Below are 21,655 nucleotides of genomic sequence, written 5' to 3' on the forward strand. Positions count from 1 at the left end.
CCGGATTCAATAACAGGAAATAACGCTAATAAACCTGAACATGCCGCCGAGTATCGTTCGGCAGATTATTATTATTTGGCTATGCAGGAAGGGAAAAGAGAATAGCGAAGAAGGAAGATCTGATGATATTTCAGGGCCAGTCATAAGGCTTCCGTTTGCGTTAATTATCGGCAGATATTATTGCGGTTGAATAAACCCCAGGCAGGCCCGTTGGGCCTGCCTGCTGTGTGGATCAGGGTTGCACCACTTTCCAGATGGTATATTTCTCTTCGCCCGGTTTTACCGCCTGAGCAAAGTGCTGGTTTAAATGGCTGGCGGTGAACATTACCGCGCCGTCCGGGCCGATAGTCGGCGTATCGGGCCAGTATACGCGCTCGTCAGCGGCCAGCAGGGTGAACTGTCCGCTCTGCGGGCGATACCGGACAATACCGTTATGGGTCACATCGGTGATATAGAGCGCGCCATGCTTATCGACCACGATGCCATCGCTATTCCCGCCGACCTCACCCGCTGTACGGATGGCGGCGGCGAGTTGTCGTTCGCTCATGGCGGGATCGCGCAGCGCGGCGGTGGCGATGGTCCGCGCCGTGGTGCCGGTGGTGACCGTCCAGTAGAGGGTTTCCTGGTCCGGTGACAGCGCGATACCGTTGATGCCCAGAATAATGGGATTGCCCGGCCAGACGGTTTCCCCATGGGACGTCACCTGCAGGCCGGCAACCGGCATCAGCGCCGGGTGCTTATTCAGTACCCGGCGAACCGTCCCACGCTGAGCATCCACAACGATCAGTCCGGCCTGGTTATCCGGCGCGCTGCGCAGGCCGCTGTCGGCGATATAGGCCACCCGGCGCGCTTCATCGACCACAATATCGTTAAGAAAGCTCCCTTCACGATCGGCAACGCTGTCGAGCGGAATACGCTGCACCAGTTTGCCGTCGCTGAGCGCATAAATCATGATCTTTTGCGCCTCCGGCGGCGCCGTCTTTTCGCCGGCGACAAGGCCCTGATCTAATGCCCACAGCCAGCCGTTGCGGTGGTCGACATAAAAGCCCAGCACATTGCGCAGGTGCGTGCGGGGATCGGCGCTGATGCTGTTCGCCTCGGTGGATGGAAAGGCGGTAAGGCGTGCGGGGCCGCTCAGCGACGCGGTATCGAGCAGGCTGAGCGTAGCGGGCGCCTGGGGCGAGATCAGGCGTGGGGTACTGACAAACGCCCGGCCAGCGGCGTCAAAATGCAAGCCCGCGATGGGGGCATCGACGGAGCGCGCATCGACGCGCTGCTCCCAGGTTACCCCGGCATAACTGCGCCAGAGCGCTAAATGGGCGGGGTAGTCAGCTCCTGCCGCCAGCGCGTTCTGTCCCAGGGACAGTAGGCCGAGAATAACAAGTGAAAAACGATGCATTATGGTCTCCAGGAAGCAGAAAAACGAGAGAGGGTTGGTTAGCTCTGGTAAAGGATTTTATTAAATCCCCTGGCGAAGATAAGATGCCGGGAATGACAATCATTTGTTCTCTGGAGAACCAAATGGCCCGGCGGTTTGATTATCTTTCGGATGTGGAAGTGTTTCTGGCTGTGGCCGAGCGCGGGTCATTTACCGCCGGCGCGGTGGCGCTATCGTCAACGCCGTCGGTGCTCAGCCGGGCCGTCACCCGTCTTGAGACGCGCCTGGGATGTCAGCTGCTGCGCCGTTCCACCCGGCGGATCAGCCTGACTGAGGCCGGAAATGCTTACCTGATTCAGGTCCGCCAGGCATTTGAGGTGCTGGATAATGCCGAACGGGAGGCGCAGGGGCAAAAAGGGTCGCTGTCCGGACGCGTAAAGCTGAGCGTACCCACCACCTGGGGACACTACCGTCTGCCGCCGCGCCTGGCGCTGTTCCGTCAATTACATCCCGACGTACAGATTGAGCTGAATATGACCAACCGTAATGTCGATATTATCGCCGAAGGTTTCGACCTGGTGGTGCGCCAGGGACATTTACCCGACAGTGGTCTGGTGGCAAAAAAACTGGAGGATGCCGGGCTATGTCTGGTGGCCTCGCCGGCTTATTTACGCTCTACGACGCAACCGCTCAATAAAATAGCCGATTTGCGCCATCATTCATGCCTGACATTTATTTTGCCGGCGACGGGAAAAGTTGCGGAATGGGTATTTCGTGAAAATGACCGGGATATTAACTGGCTACCGCCTTCCTCCCTGCATGTTTCTGATGATGTGCTCGGGGTAGTCTCGTTGGCCCTCGCAGGGGCGGGGATCTGCCAGAGCTATGCGTTTATTGTGCAGGAGGCGGTGGCGCGTGGGGAGCTGGTCCCAGTGCTTCCGGCATTCGCCGGACGCTCACGGCCTTTCTCGGTCGTTTACCCGCCGCATAAAAGCCAGTCAGCCGCCGCACGGGCGTTGATTGCGCTGCTGACCCTGCCGGCGGAAGCTTTGGCGACGCTCAGCGCCACATCGTCTGATACGAATGGATGAAGGCTCATCCAAAGGGACTAATACATATTGTCAATTATTTTTATTTAATCTTATTTTTTATTGTATTTTCTTTTTTTAGGTTGATTTGTTTCTGTTTTTATAGGGTCTAATCATTAATCTCTCGACGAAAAGTAAACGTTACTAATAATGGAGTATGTTGTTAGGGATTGTCTTAAGTCACATAATTGTCAGGGATGCTTGCAGTTTATATTAATGAATGCTATCACTATATACGGTAACAATTTGTAGCATTTATATAAGGAAGGAATATGAAATGGACTATTCTTAATACCCTGATCTGCCCGCAATCCGGCATCGCCTTTTCGGCGATATCCAGCCTGCGTTTCTTAAAATTTATTATGTGGTACGAGGCCGATGTGATCCTGCTGCCCGGCGAGACAATGAAGCTCTATTCCTCAAGAGTTTTAATTAATGACCAGTATCATTCATTAAAAATCTACAATATTGCGGTGTACGACGAGGCGCAGTGGGAAATATTACGCGAGCGGCCATCGTGCCCGTACCATGCCGGCGGCGAGCGGTCTGACTCCTGTTTTTACCAGTCCTTTTGCGCGATTAAGCGCTGCCCGAATAATATTTCCCGCAGCGAAACCTGGCGGTAGTCAGGCCTCGCCGGGGGCGGTGTGGCGTCATTTCTCCAGCAGGGCGGCCAGTCGTAGCTGGACGCCTGCGCAGCCGGCCAGCACGCGGTTATCTCGCCGTAGCCCCTCATTGGCGAGAAACGCATTGCACGTTCCGCCCGCCTCCTCAATCAACAGCATGCCTGCCAGCGCGTCCCAGCTGTTCATATGCGCTTCATAATAGGCATGGAGTTGGCCGGCGGCGTTATCAGAGCAGACATAATCCACCCCGGGGATCGTTGCCGCCAGTATTTTTGTTTTTCTGGAGTCGTTGGATGAGCTTACCGGCACCTTCTTCGTCGGGGCGCCGGATGTCACTACGCTACCGCTGCTGCTCAATAACGCCAGCATGTCGGGTAACTATCAGGTCTCGTCGATTACCGCGCTGATTTTGCTGGCGCCATCGCTGCTCTTTATGGTGGCGATCCATAAATTTATGCGTCCGGAGATGATGGCGAAGCTGGGGAAATAAGGGCTGCAGAAAACGAAAAAGCTTCCCGGTGGGAAGCTTTTTAACCTCAGGTCATCATCATTGGCCATTCTGGCGGTGTCTGACTCATGACTTCAATCATCACATCTTTGATATTGCCCCAGATTTTGGCAATATCGAGCAGGGTGATGCCGAGCAAACCGGTGGCGAACCAGCAGGCGGCGGCAAGGCCGAGGCAGCTGCAGATCACCGCCAGACCGGCATAATCGCTTTTGCGAAGTTGGATATTCAGTGAACTGGCAAGAAACATCAGTACCGCGCTCACCAGGGGCCAGCGCAACAACACAACACTGGTAGTAATGGAAGCCATTAACCTGTCCTCAAAGAAAGTCGGGGAGCCATGGACGACCTGGCGCGACTGACGATGGCATAGCGCTCTGGTCTCAACTGGCGTACTAGAGAGTGATGAAACGCCATTTCTGTTTCATCAACTTGTGTGAACTATATCACACTTGGCGCTTTATTCACCAGTCAAAAAATGAGCTTTCGCTGCGCTTAATAACACTGTTATTTATGTGGATATTGGTAAGTAACCCCTGATGATCTTATTTTCATTCTCTTGCTAATGATTATTATTCTGCGGGTTTTATTACTTGTTCTTGTTTAATACACGGAGAAACCGAGTCAGAAGCGCGTCTATTCTTAATCTTGGCGGAATATCTTCCGAATACCTGATAAATAAGTATTATTCTTCCCTGTCAGTGGTAAAGCTGACGCCCGTGAGGGCTGGCGGAAATCGGCTGATGTCTATCGCAGTCGCGATTGCTAACGTGTTTGGGCTACCTTAATTAAGGCATATCGCATGGATGTAAGCGTAAATGGGTGACAGTACGCCGCATAAGGCGCTAAGGCTCATCGGAACGGGGTTGGTTATTTTATTGCCAGTGGTACTGGCATTGTGGTTTGCCCAACTGCGGGCAAAAGCCGAAACCATTGATCAATTACACTCATTTTCGCAGCTGGCGCTGCAAAAAACGGAAATGGTCATCCGCGAAGCGGATCAGGCCCGGGCGAAAGCCAGCCAGTATCGCGGGGAGCTGTGCTCAGCGGACCATCAGCGTTATTTATTGCATATCGTTCGCGGCCTGCTGTATGTGGAAGATCTGATCTACGCTAACGGTCAGCGCTTTATCTGTTCAACGTCCGTTCATCAGCAAACCGGCTGGCGGATGCCGGCGGCCAATTACACCAAAAAGCCGGATGTCGCGATTTACTATTACCGGGACACGCCGTTTTATCCCGGCTTTGCCATGAATTATATGCAGAAGGGGCCCTATGTGGTGGTGGTCAATCCCTTCTCGTTCAGCTCAGTGATCGCCAGCGATCGCGATTTAGCCTATGGCGTGTTCGATACCAAAACCAACCTCTTTTTCTCGGTGAGTAACAATGTCGAGCCCGCGGAGCTCCATGCGTTAATTCGCGAAGGCGATACCTTTTTTAATCAGAATGGCCGGGTGTATACGATAGCCCGCTCCGCTATCCGGCCGATCGCCGTCATTATGTCCACCTCGCGGGCCAGCTATTATCACAACTTTTGTGACCAGGCCAGCCTGACGCTGCCGCTGGGGATCATCTGCAGTATTTTACTGGTGCTGGTGTGGTCGCGTACCCGCCGGCAGTATCACTCGCCGCGCAATATGCTGCAGCGGGCTCTGAGCTGCCGCCAGCTGCGCCTGCACTACCAGCCGATTATCGATATTAAAAATAACCGCTGCGTCGGGGCGGAAGCGCTGCTGCGCTGGCCAGGGTTTGACGGTCCGGTGATGAACCCGGCGGAGTTTATTCCGCTGGCGGAAAATGAAGGCATGATTGCCCAGGTGACGGACTACGTGGTGGATGAGCTGTTTTACGAAATGGGAGAGTTTCTTGCCAGCCATCCGCAGCTGTACGTGGCGATCAATCTCTCTGCGTCGGACTTCCACTCGGCGCGGCTGATTTCACAGATCAGTGAGAAAGCGCGCAGCTATGCGGTCTGTATCGGGCAGATCAAAATCGAAGTAACCGAGCGGGGGTTTATCGACGTACCGAAGACCACGCCGGTGATTCAGGCGTTCCGCGAAGCGGGCTATGAAATTGCCATCGATGATTTCGGTACCGGCTATTCGAATCTGCATAATCTGCACGCCCTGAACGTCGATATCCTTAAAATCGATAAAACCTTCGTTGATACGCTGACCACCAACAACACCAGCCACCTGATTGCCGAACACATCATCGAGATGGCGCGCGGGTTACGTCTAAAGACTATCGCGGAAGGCGTGGAGACGCCTGAGCAGGTAAGCTGGCTCTACAAGCGCGGCGTGCAGTATTGCCAGGGCTGGCTGTTTGCGAAAGCGATGCCGGCGCGGGAGTTTATGCAGTGGTTAGCCAATGCGCCCGCGCCCGTGAACGTGCCTCAGCCGTCGCGTCACGCGGAGATCTGATGGCGGTAGTCGCTGGGGGTGCGGTCGAACTCCCGGCGGAAGACCCGCGAGAAGGTTTGCTGCGAGACGTAGCCCAGATCCATGGCGATATCAAAGATCGGCCGCTGGGTGGTTCGCAACGCCTCCGCCGCCAGCAGCAGACGGCGCTGACGAATATAATCCCCCAGCGTCTGATGCATCACGGTGCGGAACATCCGCTGCAGGTACCACTTCGAGTATCCTGACTTTCTGGCGACTACATCAATGTTAAGTGGTTGATCGATATGTTCATCAATCCATTCAATCAGTGTTTGAATAATATCCTGATGGGACATAAAGCGGCCTCTCTCAATTCTCGATTCGTCGTTTTGTCTGCGGGCGAGTATAATTCCTCAAGTTAACTTGAGGTAAAGCGCTTTATGGAAAAGAAATCACCCCGCATCAAAATGCTGCTGACGCCTGGGGAAGTGGCAAAACGAACCGGCGTGGCGGTCTCGGCCCTCCATTTTTATGAGAGTAAAGGGCTGATCCACAGCCAGCGGAATGCCGGCAATCAGCGGCGCTACCGGCGCGATGTCCTGCGCGCGGTGGCGATTATCAAAATTGCGCAACGTATCGGCATCCCGCTGGCCACCATCGGCGACGCGTTTGGCGTCCTGCCGGAAGGGCACAATCTCAGCGCAAAAGAGTGGAAAATGCTGTCATCCCAGTGGCGCGAGGAGCTGGACCGGCGTATCCACACCCTGACGGCGCTGCGCGACCAGCTCGACGGCTGCATCGGCTGCGGCTGTTTATCGCGGCGCGACTGCCCGCTACGCAACCCGGGCGATAAACTGGGGGAAGAGGGGACCGGCGCCCGGCTGCTGGAGGAGGAGTGATAAAACTAAAGCGCCACAACTGGGCGCTTTAGTTGTTTTCCGGTCTTGGTCTTTCGCATTATCTCGTTGGTTCACGAGAGGGTTTCCCCCGACGTCGACGTCCCTCAATATTGCGCAATCTGTTGATGGAGGTTCCGGTTTGCGTCGACACTTTAACTATGGCATCCGCCGCCGTTTTTTCCTCACTATTTTGCCGAAATTTTCCCGGCAATCCGCGCCTGTTCCTATAGTTAATTTGAACAAACCACGGGAGAGGCCCATGCTGACGGTACATCATCTTAATCAGTCACGATCGCAACGCGTACTGTGGGCGCTGGAGGAGCTACAGCTGCCTTATCAGATAGTCCGCTATCAGCGGGAAAAGTCGATGCTGGCGCCAGCGGCATTGAAGAAAATCCACCCGCTGGGGAAATCGCCAGTGCTGGAAGACAACGGCTATGTGCTGGCGGAGTCCGGCGCGATCCTTGAGTATTTGCAGGAGAGCTGGGACAGCGATGGGCTGCTGAAGCCACAGGGCGCGGATGACAAACTGCAGTACCGCTTCTGGCTGCACTATGCCGAAGGCTCGCTGATGCCGCTGCTGTTAATGAAGCTGGTGTTCGCCAGCCTCGGCAAACCCCCGGTGCCCTTTGGCGTCCGCTCGCTGGGCTCGCTGCTGGGCAAAGGTATCCAGAAAGCGTGGCTCGATCCTCAGCTGGCCACCCATGCGCGGTTCATTGACGACCATCTTGCCACGCGGCCATGGTTTGCCGGCGATCGGCTGAGCATGGCCGATATCCAGATGAGCTTCCCGGTGATGGCGCTGCTGGCCCGCGGCGGCATGCATGATCTTCGCCATATTGAGGCCTGGCGACAGCGGGTGGAGCAGCGCCCGGCCTGGCAGCAGGCTATCGAGCGCGGCGGCCCCTTCACCTTACCCGGCGCCTGAAGTATCAGCGGATCCGATGACGCGGCTAAATGAAAGCAACTCACTAAAAAATTGTTAGCGGATTGCGCATGGACGATAACGTTTGCGCATCGGCTGGTTATTTTCTGTTCGTCATAAGCGAAATTTAGCGAAATACGATAAACATCGGTTGAAAAGGGTTATCTAAAGGCCGGATAATCGTTTGCCTTTCTGTTTTGCTCCCTCTTTTTTCTGCTAGCCGGGGGGAGTTGATAAGGTTGACACACCGTAGTGTATGCGCGGAGTTAAACGTTTGCTTTTTTGCGGCCCCCCTGGCGCTGCGATTCGGTACAAGGAGATCGCGTTTAACTGGCAGTGGAAGGTCCACCACGCATATCAACGAACAATAAAAATTTTCAGGGGAAGTTTTCTATGTCTACGCCTTCAGCGCGTACCGGCGGTTCATTAGACGCCTGGTTTAAAATTTCGGCGCGCGGTAGCACCGTGCGTCAGGAGATTGTTGCAGGTCTTACTACCTTTCTGGCAATGGTGTACTCCGTCATCGTGGTGCCGGGCATGCTCGGAAAAGCGGGTTTCCCGCCGGCCGCGGTGTTTGTTTCTACCTGTCTGGTGGCGGGCGTTGGCTCGCTGGCGATGGGATTATGGGCAAACCTGCCGATGGCCATCGGCTGCGCTATCTCGTTGACCGCTTTCACCGCCTTCAGCCTGGTGCTGGGGCAGCACATCAGTATTCCGGTGGCGCTCGGCGCGGTATTCCTGATGGGCGTCCTGTTTACGGTGATCTCGGCAACTGGCATCCGCAGCTGGATCTTGCGCAACCTGCCGCAGGGCGTGGCCCACGGTACCGGGATCGGGATCGGTCTGTTCCTGCTGCTGATTGCCGCCAATGGCGTTGGCCTGGTGATCAAAAATCCGCTGGACGGTCTGCCGGTGGCGTTGGGGAACTTTGACAGCTTCCCGGTGGTAATGTCGCTGATTGGCCTCGCGGTGATCATCGGTCTGGAAAAAATGAAGGTACCGGGCGGTATCCTGCTGACCATTATCGGCGTGTCGATTGTCGGCCTGATTTTCGATCCTAACGTCCATTTCTCCGGGATTTTCGCCATGCCATCCCTGAGCGATGACCAGGGCAACTCGCTGATTGGCAGTCTGGATATCGTCGGCGCGCTGAATCCGGTCGTGCTGCCCAGCGTACTGGCCCTGGTGATGACGGCGGTCTTTGACGCCACCGGCACCATCCGCGCGGTGGCTGGTCAGGCGAACCTGCTGGACAAAGACGGACAGATCATCAACGGCGGTAAAGCGCTGACCACCGACTCCCTGAGCAGCGTCTTCTCTGGCTTAGTCGGGGCGGCGCCGGCGGCGGTGTATATCGAATCGGCGGCGGGTACGGCAGCCGGCGGTAAAACCGGCCTGACCGCGGTGACGGTAGGGGTCCTGTTCCTGCTGATCCTGTTCCTCTCTCCGCTCTCTTATCTGGTGCCGGCCTACGCGACCGCGCCGGCGCTGATGTACGTCGGTCTGCTGATGCTGAGCAACGTGGCGAAGATCGATTTCAATGACTTCGTTGACGCCATGGCTGGCCTGATCACCGCGGTGTTTATCGTGCTGACCTGCAACATCGTGACCGGCATCATGATCGGTTTCGCGACCCTGGTGATCGGCCGTCTGGTCTCCGGCGAGTGGCGTAAGCTGAACCTCGGCACGGTGATTATCGCGGTGGCGCTGGTGGTGTTCTACGCCGGCGGGTGGGCGATTTAAACCCTTTGTGCTCCTCACGGGCGGCTCAGGCCGCCCGTTTTATTTTTAAGCCACATCCTGTTTCCATTTGCGTTAATCTGGGTAGCGTATGATTCAAAGGCAAGACGCCTCACAGGTATAAAAGAAAACGCAGCAAACAGGGAACACATGGAAATATTCTTTACCATCCTCATCATGACCCTTGTGGTCTCACTCTCCGGGGTAGTGACGCGCGTACTGCCCTTTCAGGTTCCACTCCCACTGATGCAAATCGCCATTGGCGCGCTTCTGGCGTGGCCGACCTTTGGTTTGCATGTTGAATTTGATCCAGAGCTGTTTCTGGTCCTGTTTATCCCGCCGCTGTTGTTCGCCGACGGCTGGAAAACGCCAACTCGCGAATTCATTGAGCACGGGCGCGAGATCCTCGGCCTGGCGCTGGCGCTGGTGGTCGTGACGGTGGTCGGCATCGGCTTTCTGATCTACTGGATTGTGCCGGGCATTCCGCTGATCCCGGCGTTCGCGCTGGCGGCCGTGCTGTCGCCGACCGATGCCGTGGCGCTTTCGGGTATCGTCGGGGAAGGGCGGATACCGAAAAAAATCATGGGTATTTTGCAGGGTGAGGCGCTGATGAACGACGCCTCCGGCCTGGTCTCGCTCAAGTTTGCCGTCGCGGTGGCGATGGGCACCATGGTCTTTACCGTCGGCGGCGCCACCGTCGAGTTTCTGAAAGTGGCGATTGGCGGCGTGCTGGCCGGGTTTGTGGTGAGCTGGTCGTATGGCCGCTCGATGCGCTTCCTCAGCCGCTGGGGCGGTGACGAGCCCGCCACGCAGATCGTCCTGCTGTTCCTGCTGCCGTTTGCCTCCTATCTGATTGCCGAACATATCGGCGTCTCCGGCATTCTGGCGGCGGTGGCGGCAGGGATGACCATCACCCGTTCCGGCGTGATGCGTACCGCGCCGCTGGCGATGCGCCTGCGCGCCAACAGCACCTGGGCGATGCTGGAGTTTGTCTTTAACGGCATGGTGTTTCTGCTGTTGGGCCTGCAGCTGCCGGATATCCTCTCCAGCTCGCTGGTGGCGGCGGAAGCCGACCCCAATGTCGAGACCTGGATGCTGTTTACCGACATCATCCTGATCTATGCCGCGCTGATGCTGGTGCGTTTTGGCTGGCTGTGGTCGATGCGTAAGCTTAGCCAGCGCTTCCTGAAGAAGAAACCGATGGAGTTTGGCTCCTGGACCACGCGCGAGCTGCTGATCTCCTCCGTTGCCGGGGTGCGCGGGGCGATTACCCTCGCCGGTGTGCTCTCTATTCCGCTGCTACTGCCGGACGGGAATGTCTTTCCGGCGCGCTATGAGCTGATTTTCCTCGCCGCCGGGGTGATCCTGTTCTCGTTGTTCGTTGGGGTGATTGCGCTGCCGATCCTGCTGCGCCACATTGAATCGAGCGATAATGTGCAGCAGCGGAAAGAGGAGCGTCTGGCGCGCGCGGCGACGGCGGACGTGGCGATTGTGGCGATCCAGAAGATGGAAGAGCGGCTGGCGGCGGATACTAAAGAGAATATCGATAACCAGCTGCTGACCGAAGTCAGTTCGCGGGTGATCGGTAACCTGCGCCGCCGCGCCGATGGTCGTAACGATGTGGAAACCTCGATGCTCGAAGAGAGCCTGGAGCGGCGCTTCCGCCTGGCGGCGCTGCGCTCTGAGCGCGGTGAGCTGTACCATCTGCGCGCCACCCGGCAGATCAGTAACGAGACGCTGCAGAAGCTGCTGCACGACCTCGACCTGCTGGAAGCGCTGTTGATCGAAGATCAGTGATCGTCAGACCCGGTGGCGTAGCGCCGCCGGGTGATCTCTCGTAACGCACGTGTGCCCGCGGGCAGCTGACGCCTTACCGGGCCGACAACCTCCGCGGTATCCACCCGATGCGCACCAGCCTGGCGCCGCCAGGCGTTATTCCAGCCAGAACGCTTTACTGCACGCCAGCCAGGCCTCAGCGCTACGCGACATATACACGCCTTCCCGCCAAATCATCCCCAGCTCCCAGCGCAGCTCGCTTTGCAATGGGATCCAGCAAAAGTTCTGCGGGTCGAGACGCTGGCAAATCGGCTCCGGCAGGATCGCCACGCCAATGCCGGCCTGCACCATGGCGGCGAGAAAGTCCCACTGGCCGCTGCGCACGGCGATCCGCGGCTTCACGTCGTGCTCGCTAAACAGGCGCATCAGCTGCTGGCTGAGGGCAAATTCCTCGTTGTAGATAACCAGCGGATGCGCCGCCAGCTCCGCCGGCGAGAGCGACGTTTTGCCTTCCCACGCCGCGGTCCTGGGCGTCAGGACGCACAGTGGGTGGTTGAACAACGGCAGGGTGGTGAGGCTGCTACCCTCTTCGATCGGCAGGGCGGTCATCGCCATATCAAGTTCACCATTGCTGACCGCCTGCTGGACCGTCAGGCCGCCAAACTCGGCGATTTTCAGCTCGACGCCCGGGTAGCGCTGGCGGAAACGGCTGATCGGCTCCGCCATCAGCATCCCGACCATCGGCGGAATGCCAAGACGCAGCACCCCCTTATGCAGGTGATTGATATCGCTCAGCTCTGACTCCAGCTGGCTGAACTCGCCGAGGATCGCCTGGCCGCGTTCAAAAACCACGCGCCCGGTATCGGTAAGCAGCAGTTTGCGGCCGTCGCGGATCAACAGCGTGCAGTTCAGTTCATCTTCGAGATTTTTAAGCATCTTGCTGATGGTGGGCTGCGTGACAAACAGCTTTTCCGCCGCGCGAGTAAAACTCTGCTGACGAACCACTTCAACGAAATAGCGCAGCGTTCGGATATCCATAATTATTCCCTGAGACTATACCTGCGATGATTTTAATTCATTTCTGTCCGCGTCGGCGGCTCTCTATACTGCATGCCTGACTTCTTTTTTCAGGACTATCGCTCATGGCCTTCGCGCCAGCTCGCGTTGCCCCTGCTGTGGCGCAGCGACTTCAGATCCCGATACAGGTGCTGCTCTACGTCGGGTTATTCATCTTCGCACAATATCTGGTGAACAGGTGGCAGGTACCCTTGCCGGCCAACTTAGTGGGCATGGTGATGCTCCTGTTGATGATCGTTTGCCGGGTGATCCCCCTCAACTGGGTTCGCGCCGGCGCCCGCTGGCTGTTGGCGGAGATGCTGCTGTTTTTCGTCCCGGCGGTGGTGGCGGTGGTCAATTATGCCCAGCTGTTGATGGTCGACGGATGGCGTATTTTCCTGGTCATTGCGTTAAGCACGCTGATGGTGCTCGGCGCTACGGCCTGGGTCGTTGACAAGGTTTATCGTTACGAAGTGAACAGGATAAAGAAATGAGCGATGCCACGCTAAGTATCCTGTGTCTGGCGGCGACGCTGGGCCTCTATTACGCTAATAAAAAACTGTATCGCCGTTTTCATAAACTGCCGTTGATGCCGCTGGTATTTACGCCGATCCTGCTGGTGCTGATCCTGGTGACAGGCCATATCTCTTATCAGAGCTATATGGGAGAGACCCACTGGCTGCTCTGGCTGCTGGGCCCGGCGACCATCGCCTTTGCCGTCCCGGTCTATGAAAATATCGCGGTGATCAAACGCCACTGGATGTCTCTCAGCGCAGGGGTGGTGACGGCGGTGGTGGTAGCGGTGACCAGTTCCGTGTGGCTGGCGCGCGGATTGATGTTGTCTGACGAAATACAGCGTAGCCTGGCGGTGCGTTCGGTGACCACGCCTTTTGCCCTGGCGGCGGCGAAACCGCTCGGCGGTCAACCCGATCTGGTGGCGCTGTTTGTGGTGATCACCGGCGTCTTTGGTATGGCGGTGGGGGACATGCTGTTTTTACGGCTTGCTATCCGGGAAGGGATGGCGAAAGGGGCCGGGTTCGGGGCGGCCTCCCACGGTGCCGGAACCGCGCGCTCCTATGAGCTGGGCCAGCAGGAGGGCGTAGTGGCCAGCCTGGTGATGATGCTCTCAGGTGTGGTCGTCGTGCTGGCTGCGCCGGTCGTGCGCTGGCTGCTGTTTTAACATGGTCCCGTAACCGGATATTATGAAATATTGAGGGGGAGAATAGTTATGGACTATTTTCCCCTGTTTTTGTTTATACCCGTTATTACTCATCATAAAAGATTAAGTCGATTCTTATGTTTCTCCTGAATTTGTAAGAAAATATTTCAATGTCGTCGATTATTTAATTGCAATCTAAATATAATTCAGTGTTTTTATTATTTTCACGAATTATATAACTGCTTATCCAAGTGATTTTTAAGGTTTTTTATGTCGCGCCGCTAATCTTTTAATACGCGTTGTATAAAAAATAGCATATCTGTTGATAATTGAATTTTTACCATGTGTTAGTTATTCTTTTTACGCGAGCTTGTATTATTGAATGGATTCATAGTGGGTCGTTTATTTCTGCATAATAGTGCCTGTCATCAAGCCGATAGCATGTAAATGCCGGCATGACGCCGCGCTGATTGAATTTCATTCTCTAATATCGCTGCATAAAGCAATTGACGGACTGATTGTCGTTTATAATGGATATGGGAATAAATATGAAGATGAGTAAAAAATTTCTGGCAGGTGCCCTGATTTTCTCTGCCTGCAGCGCGCTGTCTACCGTTGCCCAGGCTGATAACACCATTACCTTTAATGGCATTGTTTCAGATACTACCTGTACGGCGACCATCGATGGCGGTGTGACTGCCATTGATATGGGTACCACCTCGGTGGCGGACCTGAAAGCGTATACCTTCGGCGCAGCCAAAAACTTTTCCTTTAGCTTAGCGGATTGCCCGACGGTGGAAGAGGGGGGAAATAACTCCGCCCGCGTGACTTTCGGCGGGGTTTCCGATACCGCGAATAGCGATTACTTTAAAAACCAGGCTACGGAAGACGCAGCAACGGGCGTCGCTGTGGCGCTGTATGACGAAGCCGGTAGCCTGATGAAAAATAACGAAGAAGGTTCCGATGTCGATATCTCTTCCGGTGCCGCAACGATTCCGTTCACCGTTAAGATGGTGAAATCGGGCTCTGGTGAACCGACAAAGGGTGCCGTTCAGACAACGGTAACTTATAACGTGACCTATCATTAATTCTGCATTTTATTGAAGGGAGAAAGGGGGATCGTCTGTTATTCCCCTTATTTAAGCGTATGAGATATCCTTTTTTTGTGGTTGGTTTAGTGCTGTCGTCTTCTATCGCGCAAGCCAGCGTGGTGGTTGGCGGTACGCGCCTTGTCTTTGATGGTACGAAGAATAACGCCGTTATTAGCGTTGAGAATAAAGATCAGAACAGCAATATCGTGCAGTCCTGGCTCTCTGTGGTTGATACTGCTTCACCAGCAAAAGATGCATTTATTATTACACCACCGCTATTTCGTCTTAAAGCCAGAGAAAAAGGATTTGTGCGTATTGTCCGTTCAGGAAAGATGTTACCAGACGACCGCGAATCCATGTTTTGGCTAAATATTAAAGGGATCCCGGCGACGGAATATATTCCTGATAAAAATGTCGTGCAGTTTGCTATCAACTCGAAAATAAAATTAATTTACCGTCCTGCCGCGTTAAAAGGTAATACACCAGAAAGCTATGCCGACAAATTACAATGGGGTAAAGAAGGGGCGTCCCTAACGGTAAAAAATAGTTCACCAGTGTATATGAATTTCTCGCAGGTTAGTGTTAACGGTAAAAATATTTCTGGTGCATGGTTTGCAGCCCCGTTTTCGACTTTAAAAATACCCGTCAGGAGTAACCTGTCCTCGGCAGGAAAAAAAGAAATCACATGGAGCGTGATTAATGATTATGGTATGTCAGGGAAGAAATATACCGCTCTTATTCAGTAGCATTGAGCCGCTATTTCCAACTAAAAGTCTCTGCGTCGCTATTTTTCTGTGCCTGAGTACCCTACCTACTTGCGCTGAGGCCGGCGAATATTTCAATCCAAACCTACTCGAAGTCACCGCTAATAGTGCGACTTCAGTTGATCTGTCTTATTTTTCGCAAGATGGCGTACCGCCGGGCACTTATTACCTGGATGTTTTCATCAATGATAAGTATGTCGGTTCTGAATCGCTCCTGTTTCAGGTAAATAACCCTGACGCTGGTGCAAACGCAACGGTAACTCCCTGTCTTTCTACGGAGTTTCTTCATTCATGGCTCATCAATACCGCCGCCTATCCGAAGCTGTTCGAGGCAGGAGAAACCTGTGCTCAGCTGTCGGCGATCCCGGGCGTGACGTTTACGGTTTCACTTGCCCAACAGCGGATAGATTTTACCGTCCCACAAGCCGCCATGCTGAACCGCCCCAGGGACTATGTGCCGGAGAGCCAGTGGCAGCAGGGGATTAACGCCGGTATTCTCAACTACAGCATTTCCGGTCAGCGCAATACCCCGCGACATAACGGCGCGACTATCGACAGTCAGTTTATCAGCCTGCAGCCTGGCGTGAACCTGGGGCCGTGGCGCCTGCGCAACTACAGCACCTATAGCCACAGCGACAATAGCAGTCGCTGGGAGTCGGTATACTCCTATATCACCCGCGATATCCAAACCCTGCGCAGTCAACTGGTGGTGGGCAACACCTATACGTCGTCCGGCATCTTCGACAGCATGAGCTTTACTGGCCTACAGCTCAGCTCCGATAAAGAGATGCTGCCGGATAGCCTTCACGGGTTTGCGCCGACGATCAAGGGTATTGCGCGTACCACCGCTGAGGTCTCGGTCTATCAGAATGGCTATAGCATTTATAAAACCACCGTTGCACCCGGCGCCTTTGAAATAAAAGATCTTTACGCCACCGGCAGCGCCGGCGATCTGTACGTCAGCATTAAAGAGTCTGACGGCAGCGAGCAAAACTTTGTGGTGCCATTCGCCTCGCTGGCGATCCTGCAGCGCGAGGGCCAGCTGGACTATGCGCTGAGCAGTGGCAGAACGCGCTCAGGTAGCTCCGACGATAAAGAATATAACTTTATTCAGTCCTCTCTGGTTTATGGCGTGACCAGCAACGTTACTCTTTATAGCGGCTTTCAGCAGGCGGAAGATAAATACACCAACTTGCTGTTAGGCGCCGGTTTTAATCTTGGGACTATCGGCGCCCTCTCATTTGATGGTTCTCAGTCATGGGCTGATGTCAACGCCAACGCCGCGGCCACATCGACCAGTAAAGAACAGGGGCAATCTTATCGCGTCCGCTTTAGCAAAAGTTTTCTCCAGACCGGGACCAACTTTTCCGTGGCCGGTTATCGCTACTCCACCGCGGGATACTATTCGTTTCAGGATTTTATCGATAACGCTTCCACTCAGTATGACTGCTGTACCAGCAACGGCAGAACGAAAGGCCGTTTTGACGCCTCGGTGTCACAGACGCTGTTTGGCTATGGCTCACTTTCGCTGTCGCTGATCAATGAAACCTACTGGGACAACTCGCGCATGGCGTCGGTCGGGGTGGGCTATAGCGGAGCAATCGGCAAAGCCTCCTACTTTATTAACTATTCCTATAACCGCAACGTGCAGAACACCGATGACAGCGGTCATAACCGGCCGGCCAGCGATACGGTCGTCTCCCTGACGTTAAGCATTCCGCTGGGAGACTCACTCTCCGCGAATTACACCATGAACCATGGCCGCCATAACGACACCACGCACAGCGTGGGACTTAACGGTTCAGCGTTCGAGGATCGCTCCCTGAACTGGAGCGTGCTGGAAGGGTACAACACCCAGGATAAGAGCACTTCCGGCAACCTCAGCGTCAACTACCAGGGGGCAAAAGGCGACGTGGCGGGCGGCTATGGCTACGACCGCTACAGCAATCACTACAACTATTCGCTGCGCGGCGGCATGGTCGCCCATTCAGGTGGGCTCACGCTGTCACGCTTTCTGGGGGAGAGTTCGGCGCTGGTCGAGACCCCCGGCGTCAGGGATGTGACGGTGCGCGGCCAGACAAACGTGACGACGGATGCCACCGGATATGCCGTGGTGCCCTACGTCCGTCCATACCATCGTAATAGCCTGGCGCTGGATGAACAGGAAATCCCCGGCGCTGAAGTGGATAACGTTGCCAGAACGGTGGTACCGACGCGCAACGCGATCGTCAAAGTGCAGTATGACACGCGAATTGGCTATAAGGCGATGCTCACACTGCGCACCCGCAGCGGGGTGGTGCCCTTCGGCGCGCTGGTGACCCTCGATAACGCCCGGCCTAACACCAGCGTCTCGCGCAGCAATATCGTTGGCGATGAGGGGCAGGTTTACCTGACGGGGTTGCAGAAAAAAGGCCAGCTGCTAGCACGCTGGGGGGACAAAAGCAGTGAGCAGTGCACCGCTCATTATGATTTCTCCAGCACCACGCTGAGCGACAATATTCAGTTTTATCAGGCCATCTGCCGATAATGGCCGCACGTTCGCAACAGGAAAAAAGGGCTGATATGAGCATTAAAGACTGCGGAGCAGGGGGCTGTGTACTGGCTAGCCTTTTACTGCTCTCCGCTCCCGGGTTGGCTTACGAGAGCAACAGCACGGTCAATTTTAAGGTTACGGGCACGATCGAAGCGCCCTCCTGTGAGGTGGCTGTGGAGCCGTCGAATCGTATTGATTTGGGCACCGTTCCCTATCAGACGTTCTCCGGAAAAGCGGGATCGAGCAGCGCCAGCGTGCCGGTTAAGCTGCTCTTTTCCAACTGTTCCGCCTATGCGTCGGCAGTGACGATCACATTCAGTGGGGCTGGTTTCGATGAAGCCCATACTTCGATCTATAAAAGCTATATGACAGGCAATAGCGGGGCCAGCGGCATTGGTTTGCAACTGCTCAGCATGGCCGACCAGCAGCCGCTGGGCCCCGGTAACCAGTATCTCTTCACCTTTGATAGCGAAGTGGACATCCACACGTTCACCATGGCGGCACGGATGTACTCACCTTATGGCCAGGTGAGTCCCGGCATTGTCGGTTTTACCGCCACTTTTGATGTGGCTTATAAATAATCATTTCGACAGGGAAGTTTATGAAAAAGCTTATTTTATTTTTCATTGTGGTGCTGATCCCCTCCTACAGCTGGGCGTTATGTGAGGGGAAAAATTATGGCGATATCTCGATGACTAACCTGCCGGAAAAAATACTGATCAACGCCGGAAATTATACCGCGGGTACGGTGCTATACGATTCCGGGAAAATGAATCACGCGCAAACGTTTATGCTCAATTGCCAGGGGCAAATTTACGCGGTGTTTGCCTGGTCTTCGAGCAATGCCGGGGCGTTGGTCGGCGATAACATCTATACCACCTCGGTGCAGGGGATCGGGATACGCGTTAAAGTGTGGCTTAATATCAGTGGTGAATATGAGAACGATACAGATGATTTCACTCCCGACTCGCAGGTGCATTATATCGGCGATGCCAACTTTAAACTCGGTGAACCTAATGGCTTTTTAGATTTCTACGCTTCCACACATTACACCCCGGCGTATCAACTGCAGCTGGTAGCGACTGGCGGCGCGATTGCCAGCAATAGTACATTATCCTTTAACGACCCGGTGGCGACGGTATCGGCAAAGGATAAGTCAGGCTCGGTAGCGATTTCCCAACTGCATATCAGCGGAACCACCAGCATCCAGATGATCCCGATGGGGTGCGATGTCAGTAGCAATAATCTTAGTTTTGCCATGGGCAGCATCAATACCGGCGAGTTTAATAGCGCGACGAAGGTAGGATCAGCGCGGCAGTCCATGAATCTCTTTTGCGAGCCGGGAACCAATGTTTCGATGCGGGTGGTGGCGGCGGAAGCGAGTGGGAATAATCCGGATAACACCGTAATGGCCTTAACGGCAGAAGAGAATGTTGCCACCGGGGTGGGGGTCCAGTTGAATCTGGATGGCGAAGCGCTGCCATTGAATACCGACATCAGCCTCTATACCTCGAGCCGTACGACGGTAACGAACGACGGCGCAGATGCCAGCTATAGCTATTTCACCCATCCCGACAGTCCTGGCGGGGCAGCCGCTCAGCAGTCGCTCGCTTTTTCCACAAACTATTATAAGACGGGAAATATGGTGACAGCAGGTTCAGCAAACGCAGCAGGGGTGATCACCTTCACCTACAACTGACGGGGGCAGAATAAGCCCCTTCCCCGGCAGGTGCCGGAGAAGGGAAGGCGACGGTTAATGCGCCTGGCCGCGTTCGATACCAATCCCGGTTTGTGAACGAATGAACTGGGCGCGGAACTGCTCGCGCTCGCGCATTCCTTCCGGTGAGTTATCAGTCGCGGAGAAGAGCCAGATACCGATGAACGCGATAGCGATGGAGAACAGCGCCGGGTATTCATACGGGAACAGCGCTTTCTCATGACCGAGGATCTGCACCCAAATGGTCGGGCCGAGGATCATCAGAATCACCGCCGTCAGCAGACCCAGCCAGCCGCCGATCATCGCCCCGCGGGTGGTCAGCTTCGACCAGTACATCGACAGCAGAATGATCGGGAAATTACAGCTGGCGGCAATAGAGAACGCCAGGCCGACCATGAAAGCGATATTCTGATTTTCGAACAGGATGCCCAGCAGAATGGCCACCACGCCGAGGATCAGCACCGTAATTTTGGAGACCTTCAGCTCCTGACGCTCGGTCGCCCCTTTACGGAAGACGTTGGCGTACAGGTCGTGCGACACCGCCGAGGCGCCCGCCAGCGTCAAGCCAGCGACCACCGCCAGAATGGTGGCGAAGGCGACCGCGGAGATAAAGCCGAGGAACAGGTTGCCGCCCACCGCATCCGCCAGATGCACCGCCGCCATATTATTGCCGCCGATAAGCTGCCCGGCCGCGTCTTTGAACACTGGGTTCGCGCCGACCAGCATGATGGCGCCGAAGCCGATGATAAAGGTCAGAATATAGAAGTAGCCCATAAAACCGGTGGCGTAGAACACGCTTTTACGCGCTTCTTTGGCGTCGCTCACGGTAAAGAAACGCATCAGGATATGCGGCAGGCCGGCGGTACCAAACATCAGACCGAGGCCAAGGGAGAGCGCGGATATCGGATCTTTCACCAGCCCACCCGGGCTCATAATCGCCGCGCCTTTCGGGTGGACGGCCATCGCTTCGGTAAACAGATTATTGAAGCTGAAGCCGACGTGCTTCATCACCATAAAGGCCATAAAGCTGGCGCCGAACAGCAGCAGAACCGCTTTGATAATCTGCACCCAGGTGGTCGCCAGCATGCCGCCGAACAGGACATAGAGCACCATCAGGACGCCCACCAGCACCACCGCAACGTGATAGTTAAGGCCGAACAGCAGCTGGATCAGCTTGCCGGCGCCGACCATTTGGGCGATCAGATAGAGGGCCACCACCACCAGCGAGCCGCAGGCGGAGAGGGTGCGGATCGGTCCCTGTTTGAGACGATAGGACGCCACGTCGGCAAAGGTGTAGCGGCCAAGGTTGCGCAGACGTTCGGCAATCAGAAACAGGATAATCGGCCAGCCGACAAGGAAGCCCAGCGAGTAGATCAGACCGTCGTAACCGGAGGTATACACCAGCGCGGAGATACCAAGGAACGACGCTGCCGACATAAAGTCGCCGGCAATCGCCAGCCCGTTCTGGAAACCGGTGATATTGCCGCCGGCGGTGTAGTAATCGCTGCGCGAACGCACCCGTTTTGACGCCCAGTAAGTGATGTACAGGGTCAGGGCGACGAAAATCAGGAACATGACAATCGCCTGCCAGTTGGTCGGCTGGCGCTGTACCGCGCCGGTAATGGCGTCTGCGGCCTGAGCGCCGAGGGGCAGCAGCGTGGCGGCGAGCGCCGTCAGGACTCTCTTGATCATGCTTTTACCTCGTTGAGAACGCTCTTGGTCAAACGGTCAAATTCACCGTTAGCCCGCCAGACATAAATACCGGTGAGAACAAACGAAATGACGATCACCCCGATGCCCAGCGGGATCCCGCGGGTGACGCTGGTCCCGGCGTGCAGCGGCGTGCCGAGCCAGCCTGGCGCGAAGGCGATAAGCAGAATAAAGCCCACATAGATCACTAACATAATCACTGACAGAATGGCGGCAAACCGTTGCCGTGATGCCACCAGCTCCCTGAAATGCGCACTATTTTCTATCCGCTGACAAAGTTGTTCATTCATCTTAGCGTCTCCAG

20 protein-coding genes and 2 pseudogenes are annotated in these 21,655 nt (G+C 55.3%); 15 read left to right on the forward strand and 7 right to left on the reverse strand.

Annotated elements, in window-relative coordinates; genetic code table 11:
* Window positions 1–232 precede the first annotated feature (232 nt).
* Window positions 233–1,399 (reverse strand): L-dopachrome tautomerase-related protein, encoded by a 1,167-nt coding sequence (locus QLG03_RS12475; protein WP_274578658.1) that lies wholly within the window; start codon window positions 1,397–1,399, stop codon window positions 233–235.
* Between the two features lie 122 nt (window positions 1,400–1,521).
* Between QLG03_RS12475 and QLG03_RS12480 the strand changes: the two genes are divergently transcribed.
* On the forward strand, window positions 1,522–2,469 hold the full coding sequence (locus QLG03_RS12480; protein ID WP_182962812.1) for a LysR family transcriptional regulator: 948 nt from the start codon (window positions 1,522–1,524) through the stop codon (window positions 2,467–2,469).
* A 269-nt stretch (window positions 2,470–2,738) separates the two neighbouring features.
* A complete protein-coding gene (gene iraM, locus QLG03_RS12485) occupies window positions 2,739–3,092 on the forward strand; it encodes an anti-adapter protein IraM (RefSeq protein ID WP_032454568.1) in 354 nt (117 codons plus the stop codon).
* A 27-nt stretch (window positions 3,093–3,119) separates the two neighbouring features.
* Here the strand turns inward: iraM and QLG03_RS12490 are convergent.
* Window positions 3,120–3,314: pseudogene (locus QLG03_RS12490) on the reverse strand (inositol monophosphatase family protein); the annotation flags it as partial.
* Window positions 3,315–3,339: 25 nt separating this feature from the next.
* Between QLG03_RS12490 and QLG03_RS12495 the strand changes: the two are divergent.
* A pseudogene (locus QLG03_RS12495) lies at window positions 3,340–3,582 on the forward strand (ABC transporter permease); the annotation flags it as partial.
* A 46-nt stretch (window positions 3,583–3,628) separates the two neighbouring features.
* Here the strand turns inward: QLG03_RS12495 and QLG03_RS12500 are convergent.
* A complete protein-coding gene (locus tag QLG03_RS12500; RefSeq protein ID WP_002885064.1) occupies window positions 3,629–3,910 on the reverse strand; it encodes a YjcB family protein in 282 nt (93 codons plus the stop codon).
* 508 nt (window positions 3,911–4,418) lie between these two features.
* On the opposite strand from QLG03_RS12500, the gene QLG03_RS12505 reads away from it, so the two are divergent.
* Window positions 4,419–6,023, forward strand: coding sequence for an EAL domain-containing protein (locus QLG03_RS12505; RefSeq protein ID WP_023291645.1), 1,605 nt, complete (start codon window positions 4,419–4,421; stop codon window positions 6,021–6,023).
* On the opposite strand, the gene soxS is transcribed toward QLG03_RS12505, so the two are convergent.
* Entirely contained in the window at window positions 6,008–6,337 is a 330-nt protein-coding gene (gene soxS, locus QLG03_RS12510; protein WP_023291646.1) for a superoxide response transcriptional regulator SoxS, read from the reverse strand. The genes QLG03_RS12505 and soxS overlap by 16 nt on opposite strands.
* 84 nt (window positions 6,338–6,421) lie before the next feature.
* Here soxS and soxR point away from each other — a divergent pair, with 84 nt between their 5' ends.
* From soxR to QLG03_RS12530, 4 genes are all read left to right on the forward strand, one after another.
* Window positions 6,422–6,880: a redox-sensitive transcriptional activator SoxR gene (soxR, locus tag QLG03_RS12515; RefSeq protein ID WP_004206331.1), complete on the forward strand. Its 459-nt coding sequence runs from the start codon at window positions 6,422–6,424 to the stop codon at window positions 6,878–6,880.
* 259 nt (window positions 6,881–7,139) lie between these two features.
* On the forward strand, window positions 7,140–7,808 hold the full coding sequence (locus QLG03_RS12520) for a glutathione S-transferase (protein WP_255989517.1): 669 nt from the start codon (window positions 7,140–7,142) through the stop codon (window positions 7,806–7,808).
* 390 nt (window positions 7,809–8,198) lie between these two features.
* Window positions 8,199–9,548 carry an NCS2 family permease gene (locus QLG03_RS12525; RefSeq protein WP_004206333.1) on the forward strand — a complete coding sequence of 450 codons (1,350 nt, stop codon included), beginning with the start codon at window positions 8,199–8,201 and terminating at the stop codon, window positions 9,546–9,548.
* Window positions 9,549–9,695: 147 nt separating this feature from the next.
* A complete protein-coding gene (locus QLG03_RS12530) occupies window positions 9,696–11,342 on the forward strand; it encodes a Na+/H+ antiporter (protein WP_004206334.1) in 1,647 nt (548 codons plus the stop codon).
* Window positions 11,343–11,477: 135 nt separating this feature from the next.
* Here QLG03_RS12530 and QLG03_RS12535 read toward each other — a convergent pair whose 3' ends face one another.
* Window positions 11,478–12,359, reverse strand: coding sequence for a LysR family transcriptional regulator (locus QLG03_RS12535; protein WP_017900105.1), 882 nt, complete (start codon window positions 12,357–12,359; stop codon window positions 11,478–11,480).
* A 104-nt stretch (window positions 12,360–12,463) separates the two neighbouring features.
* On the opposite strand from QLG03_RS12535, the gene QLG03_RS12540 reads away from it, so the two are divergent.
* The 7 genes from QLG03_RS12540 to QLG03_RS12570 all read left to right on the forward strand — a co-directional run bounded on the left by QLG03_RS12540 (window position 12,464) and on the right by QLG03_RS12570 (window position 19,623).
* Window positions 12,464–12,871, forward strand: a complete 408-nt coding sequence (locus tag QLG03_RS12540) for a CidA/LrgA family protein (protein ID WP_004206336.1) — start codon at window positions 12,464–12,466, stop codon at window positions 12,869–12,871.
* On the forward strand, window positions 12,868–13,557 hold the full coding sequence (locus QLG03_RS12545; RefSeq protein ID WP_255989516.1) for an LrgB family protein: 690 nt from the start codon (window positions 12,868–12,870) through the stop codon (window positions 13,555–13,557). The genes QLG03_RS12540 and QLG03_RS12545 overlap by 4 nt, the downstream gene beginning before the upstream one ends.
* A gap of 509 nt (window positions 13,558–14,066) precedes the next feature.
* Window positions 14,067–14,624 (forward strand): fimbrial protein, encoded by a 558-nt coding sequence (locus QLG03_RS12550; protein WP_072096590.1) that lies wholly within the window; start codon window positions 14,067–14,069, stop codon window positions 14,622–14,624.
* A 59-nt stretch (window positions 14,625–14,683) separates the two neighbouring features.
* The gene (locus QLG03_RS12555; protein ID WP_255989513.1) at window positions 14,684–15,373 is read left to right on the forward strand and encodes a fimbrial assembly chaperone; all 690 of its coding nucleotides are present in this window, start codon (window positions 14,684–14,686) and stop codon (window positions 15,371–15,373) included.
* The gene (locus QLG03_RS12560; RefSeq protein WP_255989511.1) at window positions 15,327–17,918 is read left to right on the forward strand and encodes a fimbria/pilus outer membrane usher protein; all 2,592 of its coding nucleotides are present in this window, start codon (window positions 15,327–15,329) and stop codon (window positions 17,916–17,918) included. Before QLG03_RS12555 ends, QLG03_RS12560 begins: the two co-directional genes overlap by 47 nt.
* A gap of 35 nt (window positions 17,919–17,953) precedes the next feature.
* Complete coding sequence (locus tag QLG03_RS12565) at window positions 17,954–18,505, forward strand: fimbrial protein (RefSeq protein WP_104466400.1); 552 nt, start codon at window positions 17,954–17,956, stop codon at window positions 18,503–18,505.
* 20 nt (window positions 18,506–18,525) lie between these two features.
* The gene (locus QLG03_RS12570; RefSeq protein WP_104466399.1) at window positions 18,526–19,623 is read left to right on the forward strand and encodes a type 1 fimbrial protein; all 1,098 of its coding nucleotides are present in this window, start codon (window positions 18,526–18,528) and stop codon (window positions 19,621–19,623) included.
* Window positions 19,624–19,677: 54 nt separating this feature from the next.
* Here QLG03_RS12570 and actP read toward each other — a convergent pair whose 3' ends face one another.
* Window positions 19,678–21,330 (reverse strand): cation/acetate symporter ActP, encoded by a 1,653-nt coding sequence (gene actP / locus QLG03_RS12575; protein WP_255989539.1) that lies wholly within the window; start codon window positions 21,328–21,330, stop codon window positions 19,678–19,680.
* A complete protein-coding gene (locus QLG03_RS12580; protein ID WP_004206350.1) occupies window positions 21,330–21,641 on the reverse strand; it encodes a DUF485 domain-containing protein in 312 nt (103 codons plus the stop codon). The genes actP and QLG03_RS12580 overlap by 1 nt, the downstream gene beginning before the upstream one ends.
* Window positions 21,642–21,655: the final 14 nt, after the last annotated feature.

Source organism: Klebsiella sp. V115_8 (assembly GCF_029967715.1).
Taxonomy (GTDB): Bacteria; Pseudomonadota; Gammaproteobacteria; order Enterobacterales; family Enterobacteriaceae; genus Klebsiella; species Klebsiella quasipneumoniae.

Bases quoted from the DNA above. Each gene is read 5' to 3' on its own strand.
- QLG03_RS12540 (WP_004206336.1), top strand. From the start codon at position 12,464: ATGGCCTTCGCGCCAGCTCGCGTTGCCCCTGCTGTGGCGCAGCGACTT.
- QLG03_RS12500 (WP_002885064.1), bottom strand. From the start codon at position 3,910: ATGGCTTCCATTACTACCAGTGTTGTGTTGTTGCGCTGGCCCCTGGTG.
- QLG03_RS12525 (WP_004206333.1), top strand. From the start codon at position 8,199: ATGTCTACGCCTTCAGCGCGTACCGGCGGTTCATTAGACGCCTGGTTT.
- QLG03_RS12565 (WP_104466400.1), top strand. From the start codon at position 17,954: ATGAGCATTAAAGACTGCGGAGCAGGGGGCTGTGTACTGGCTAGCCTT.
- QLG03_RS12560 (WP_255989511.1), top strand. From the start codon at position 15,327: ATGATTATGGTATGTCAGGGAAGAAATATACCGCTCTTATTCAGTAGC.
- QLG03_RS12480 (WP_182962812.1), top strand. From the start codon at position 1,522: ATGGCCCGGCGGTTTGATTATCTTTCGGATGTGGAAGTGTTTCTGGCT.
- QLG03_RS12555 (WP_255989513.1), top strand. From the start codon at position 14,684: ATGAGATATCCTTTTTTTGTGGTTGGTTTAGTGCTGTCGTCTTCTATC.
- soxS (WP_023291646.1), bottom strand. From the start codon at position 6,337: ATGTCCCATCAGGATATTATTCAAACACTGATTGAATGGATTGATGAA.
- QLG03_RS12535 (WP_017900105.1), bottom strand. From the start codon at position 12,359: ATGGATATCCGAACGCTGCGCTATTTCGTTGAAGTGGTTCGTCAGCAG.
- QLG03_RS12580 (WP_004206350.1), bottom strand. From the start codon at position 21,641: ATGAATGAACAACTTTGTCAGCGGATAGAAAATAGTGCGCATTTCAGG.
- soxR (WP_004206331.1), top strand. From the start codon at position 6,422: ATGGAAAAGAAATCACCCCGCATCAAAATGCTGCTGACGCCTGGGGAA.
- QLG03_RS12530 (WP_004206334.1), top strand. From the start codon at position 9,696: ATGGAAATATTCTTTACCATCCTCATCATGACCCTTGTGGTCTCACTC.
- QLG03_RS12570 (WP_104466399.1), top strand. From the start codon at position 18,526: ATGAAAAAGCTTATTTTATTTTTCATTGTGGTGCTGATCCCCTCCTAC.
- QLG03_RS12475 (WP_274578658.1), bottom strand. From the start codon at position 1,399: ATGCATCGTTTTTCACTTGTTATTCTCGGCCTACTGTCCCTGGGACAG.
- QLG03_RS12550 (WP_072096590.1), top strand. From the start codon at position 14,067: ATGGATATGGGAATAAATATGAAGATGAGTAAAAAATTTCTGGCAGGT.
- QLG03_RS12505 (WP_023291645.1), top strand. From the start codon at position 4,419: ATGGGTGACAGTACGCCGCATAAGGCGCTAAGGCTCATCGGAACGGGG.
- QLG03_RS12545 (WP_255989516.1), top strand. From the start codon at position 12,868: ATGAGCGATGCCACGCTAAGTATCCTGTGTCTGGCGGCGACGCTGGGC.
- iraM (WP_032454568.1), top strand. From the start codon at position 2,739: ATGAAATGGACTATTCTTAATACCCTGATCTGCCCGCAATCCGGCATC.
- QLG03_RS12520 (WP_255989517.1), top strand. From the start codon at position 7,140: ATGCTGACGGTACATCATCTTAATCAGTCACGATCGCAACGCGTACTG.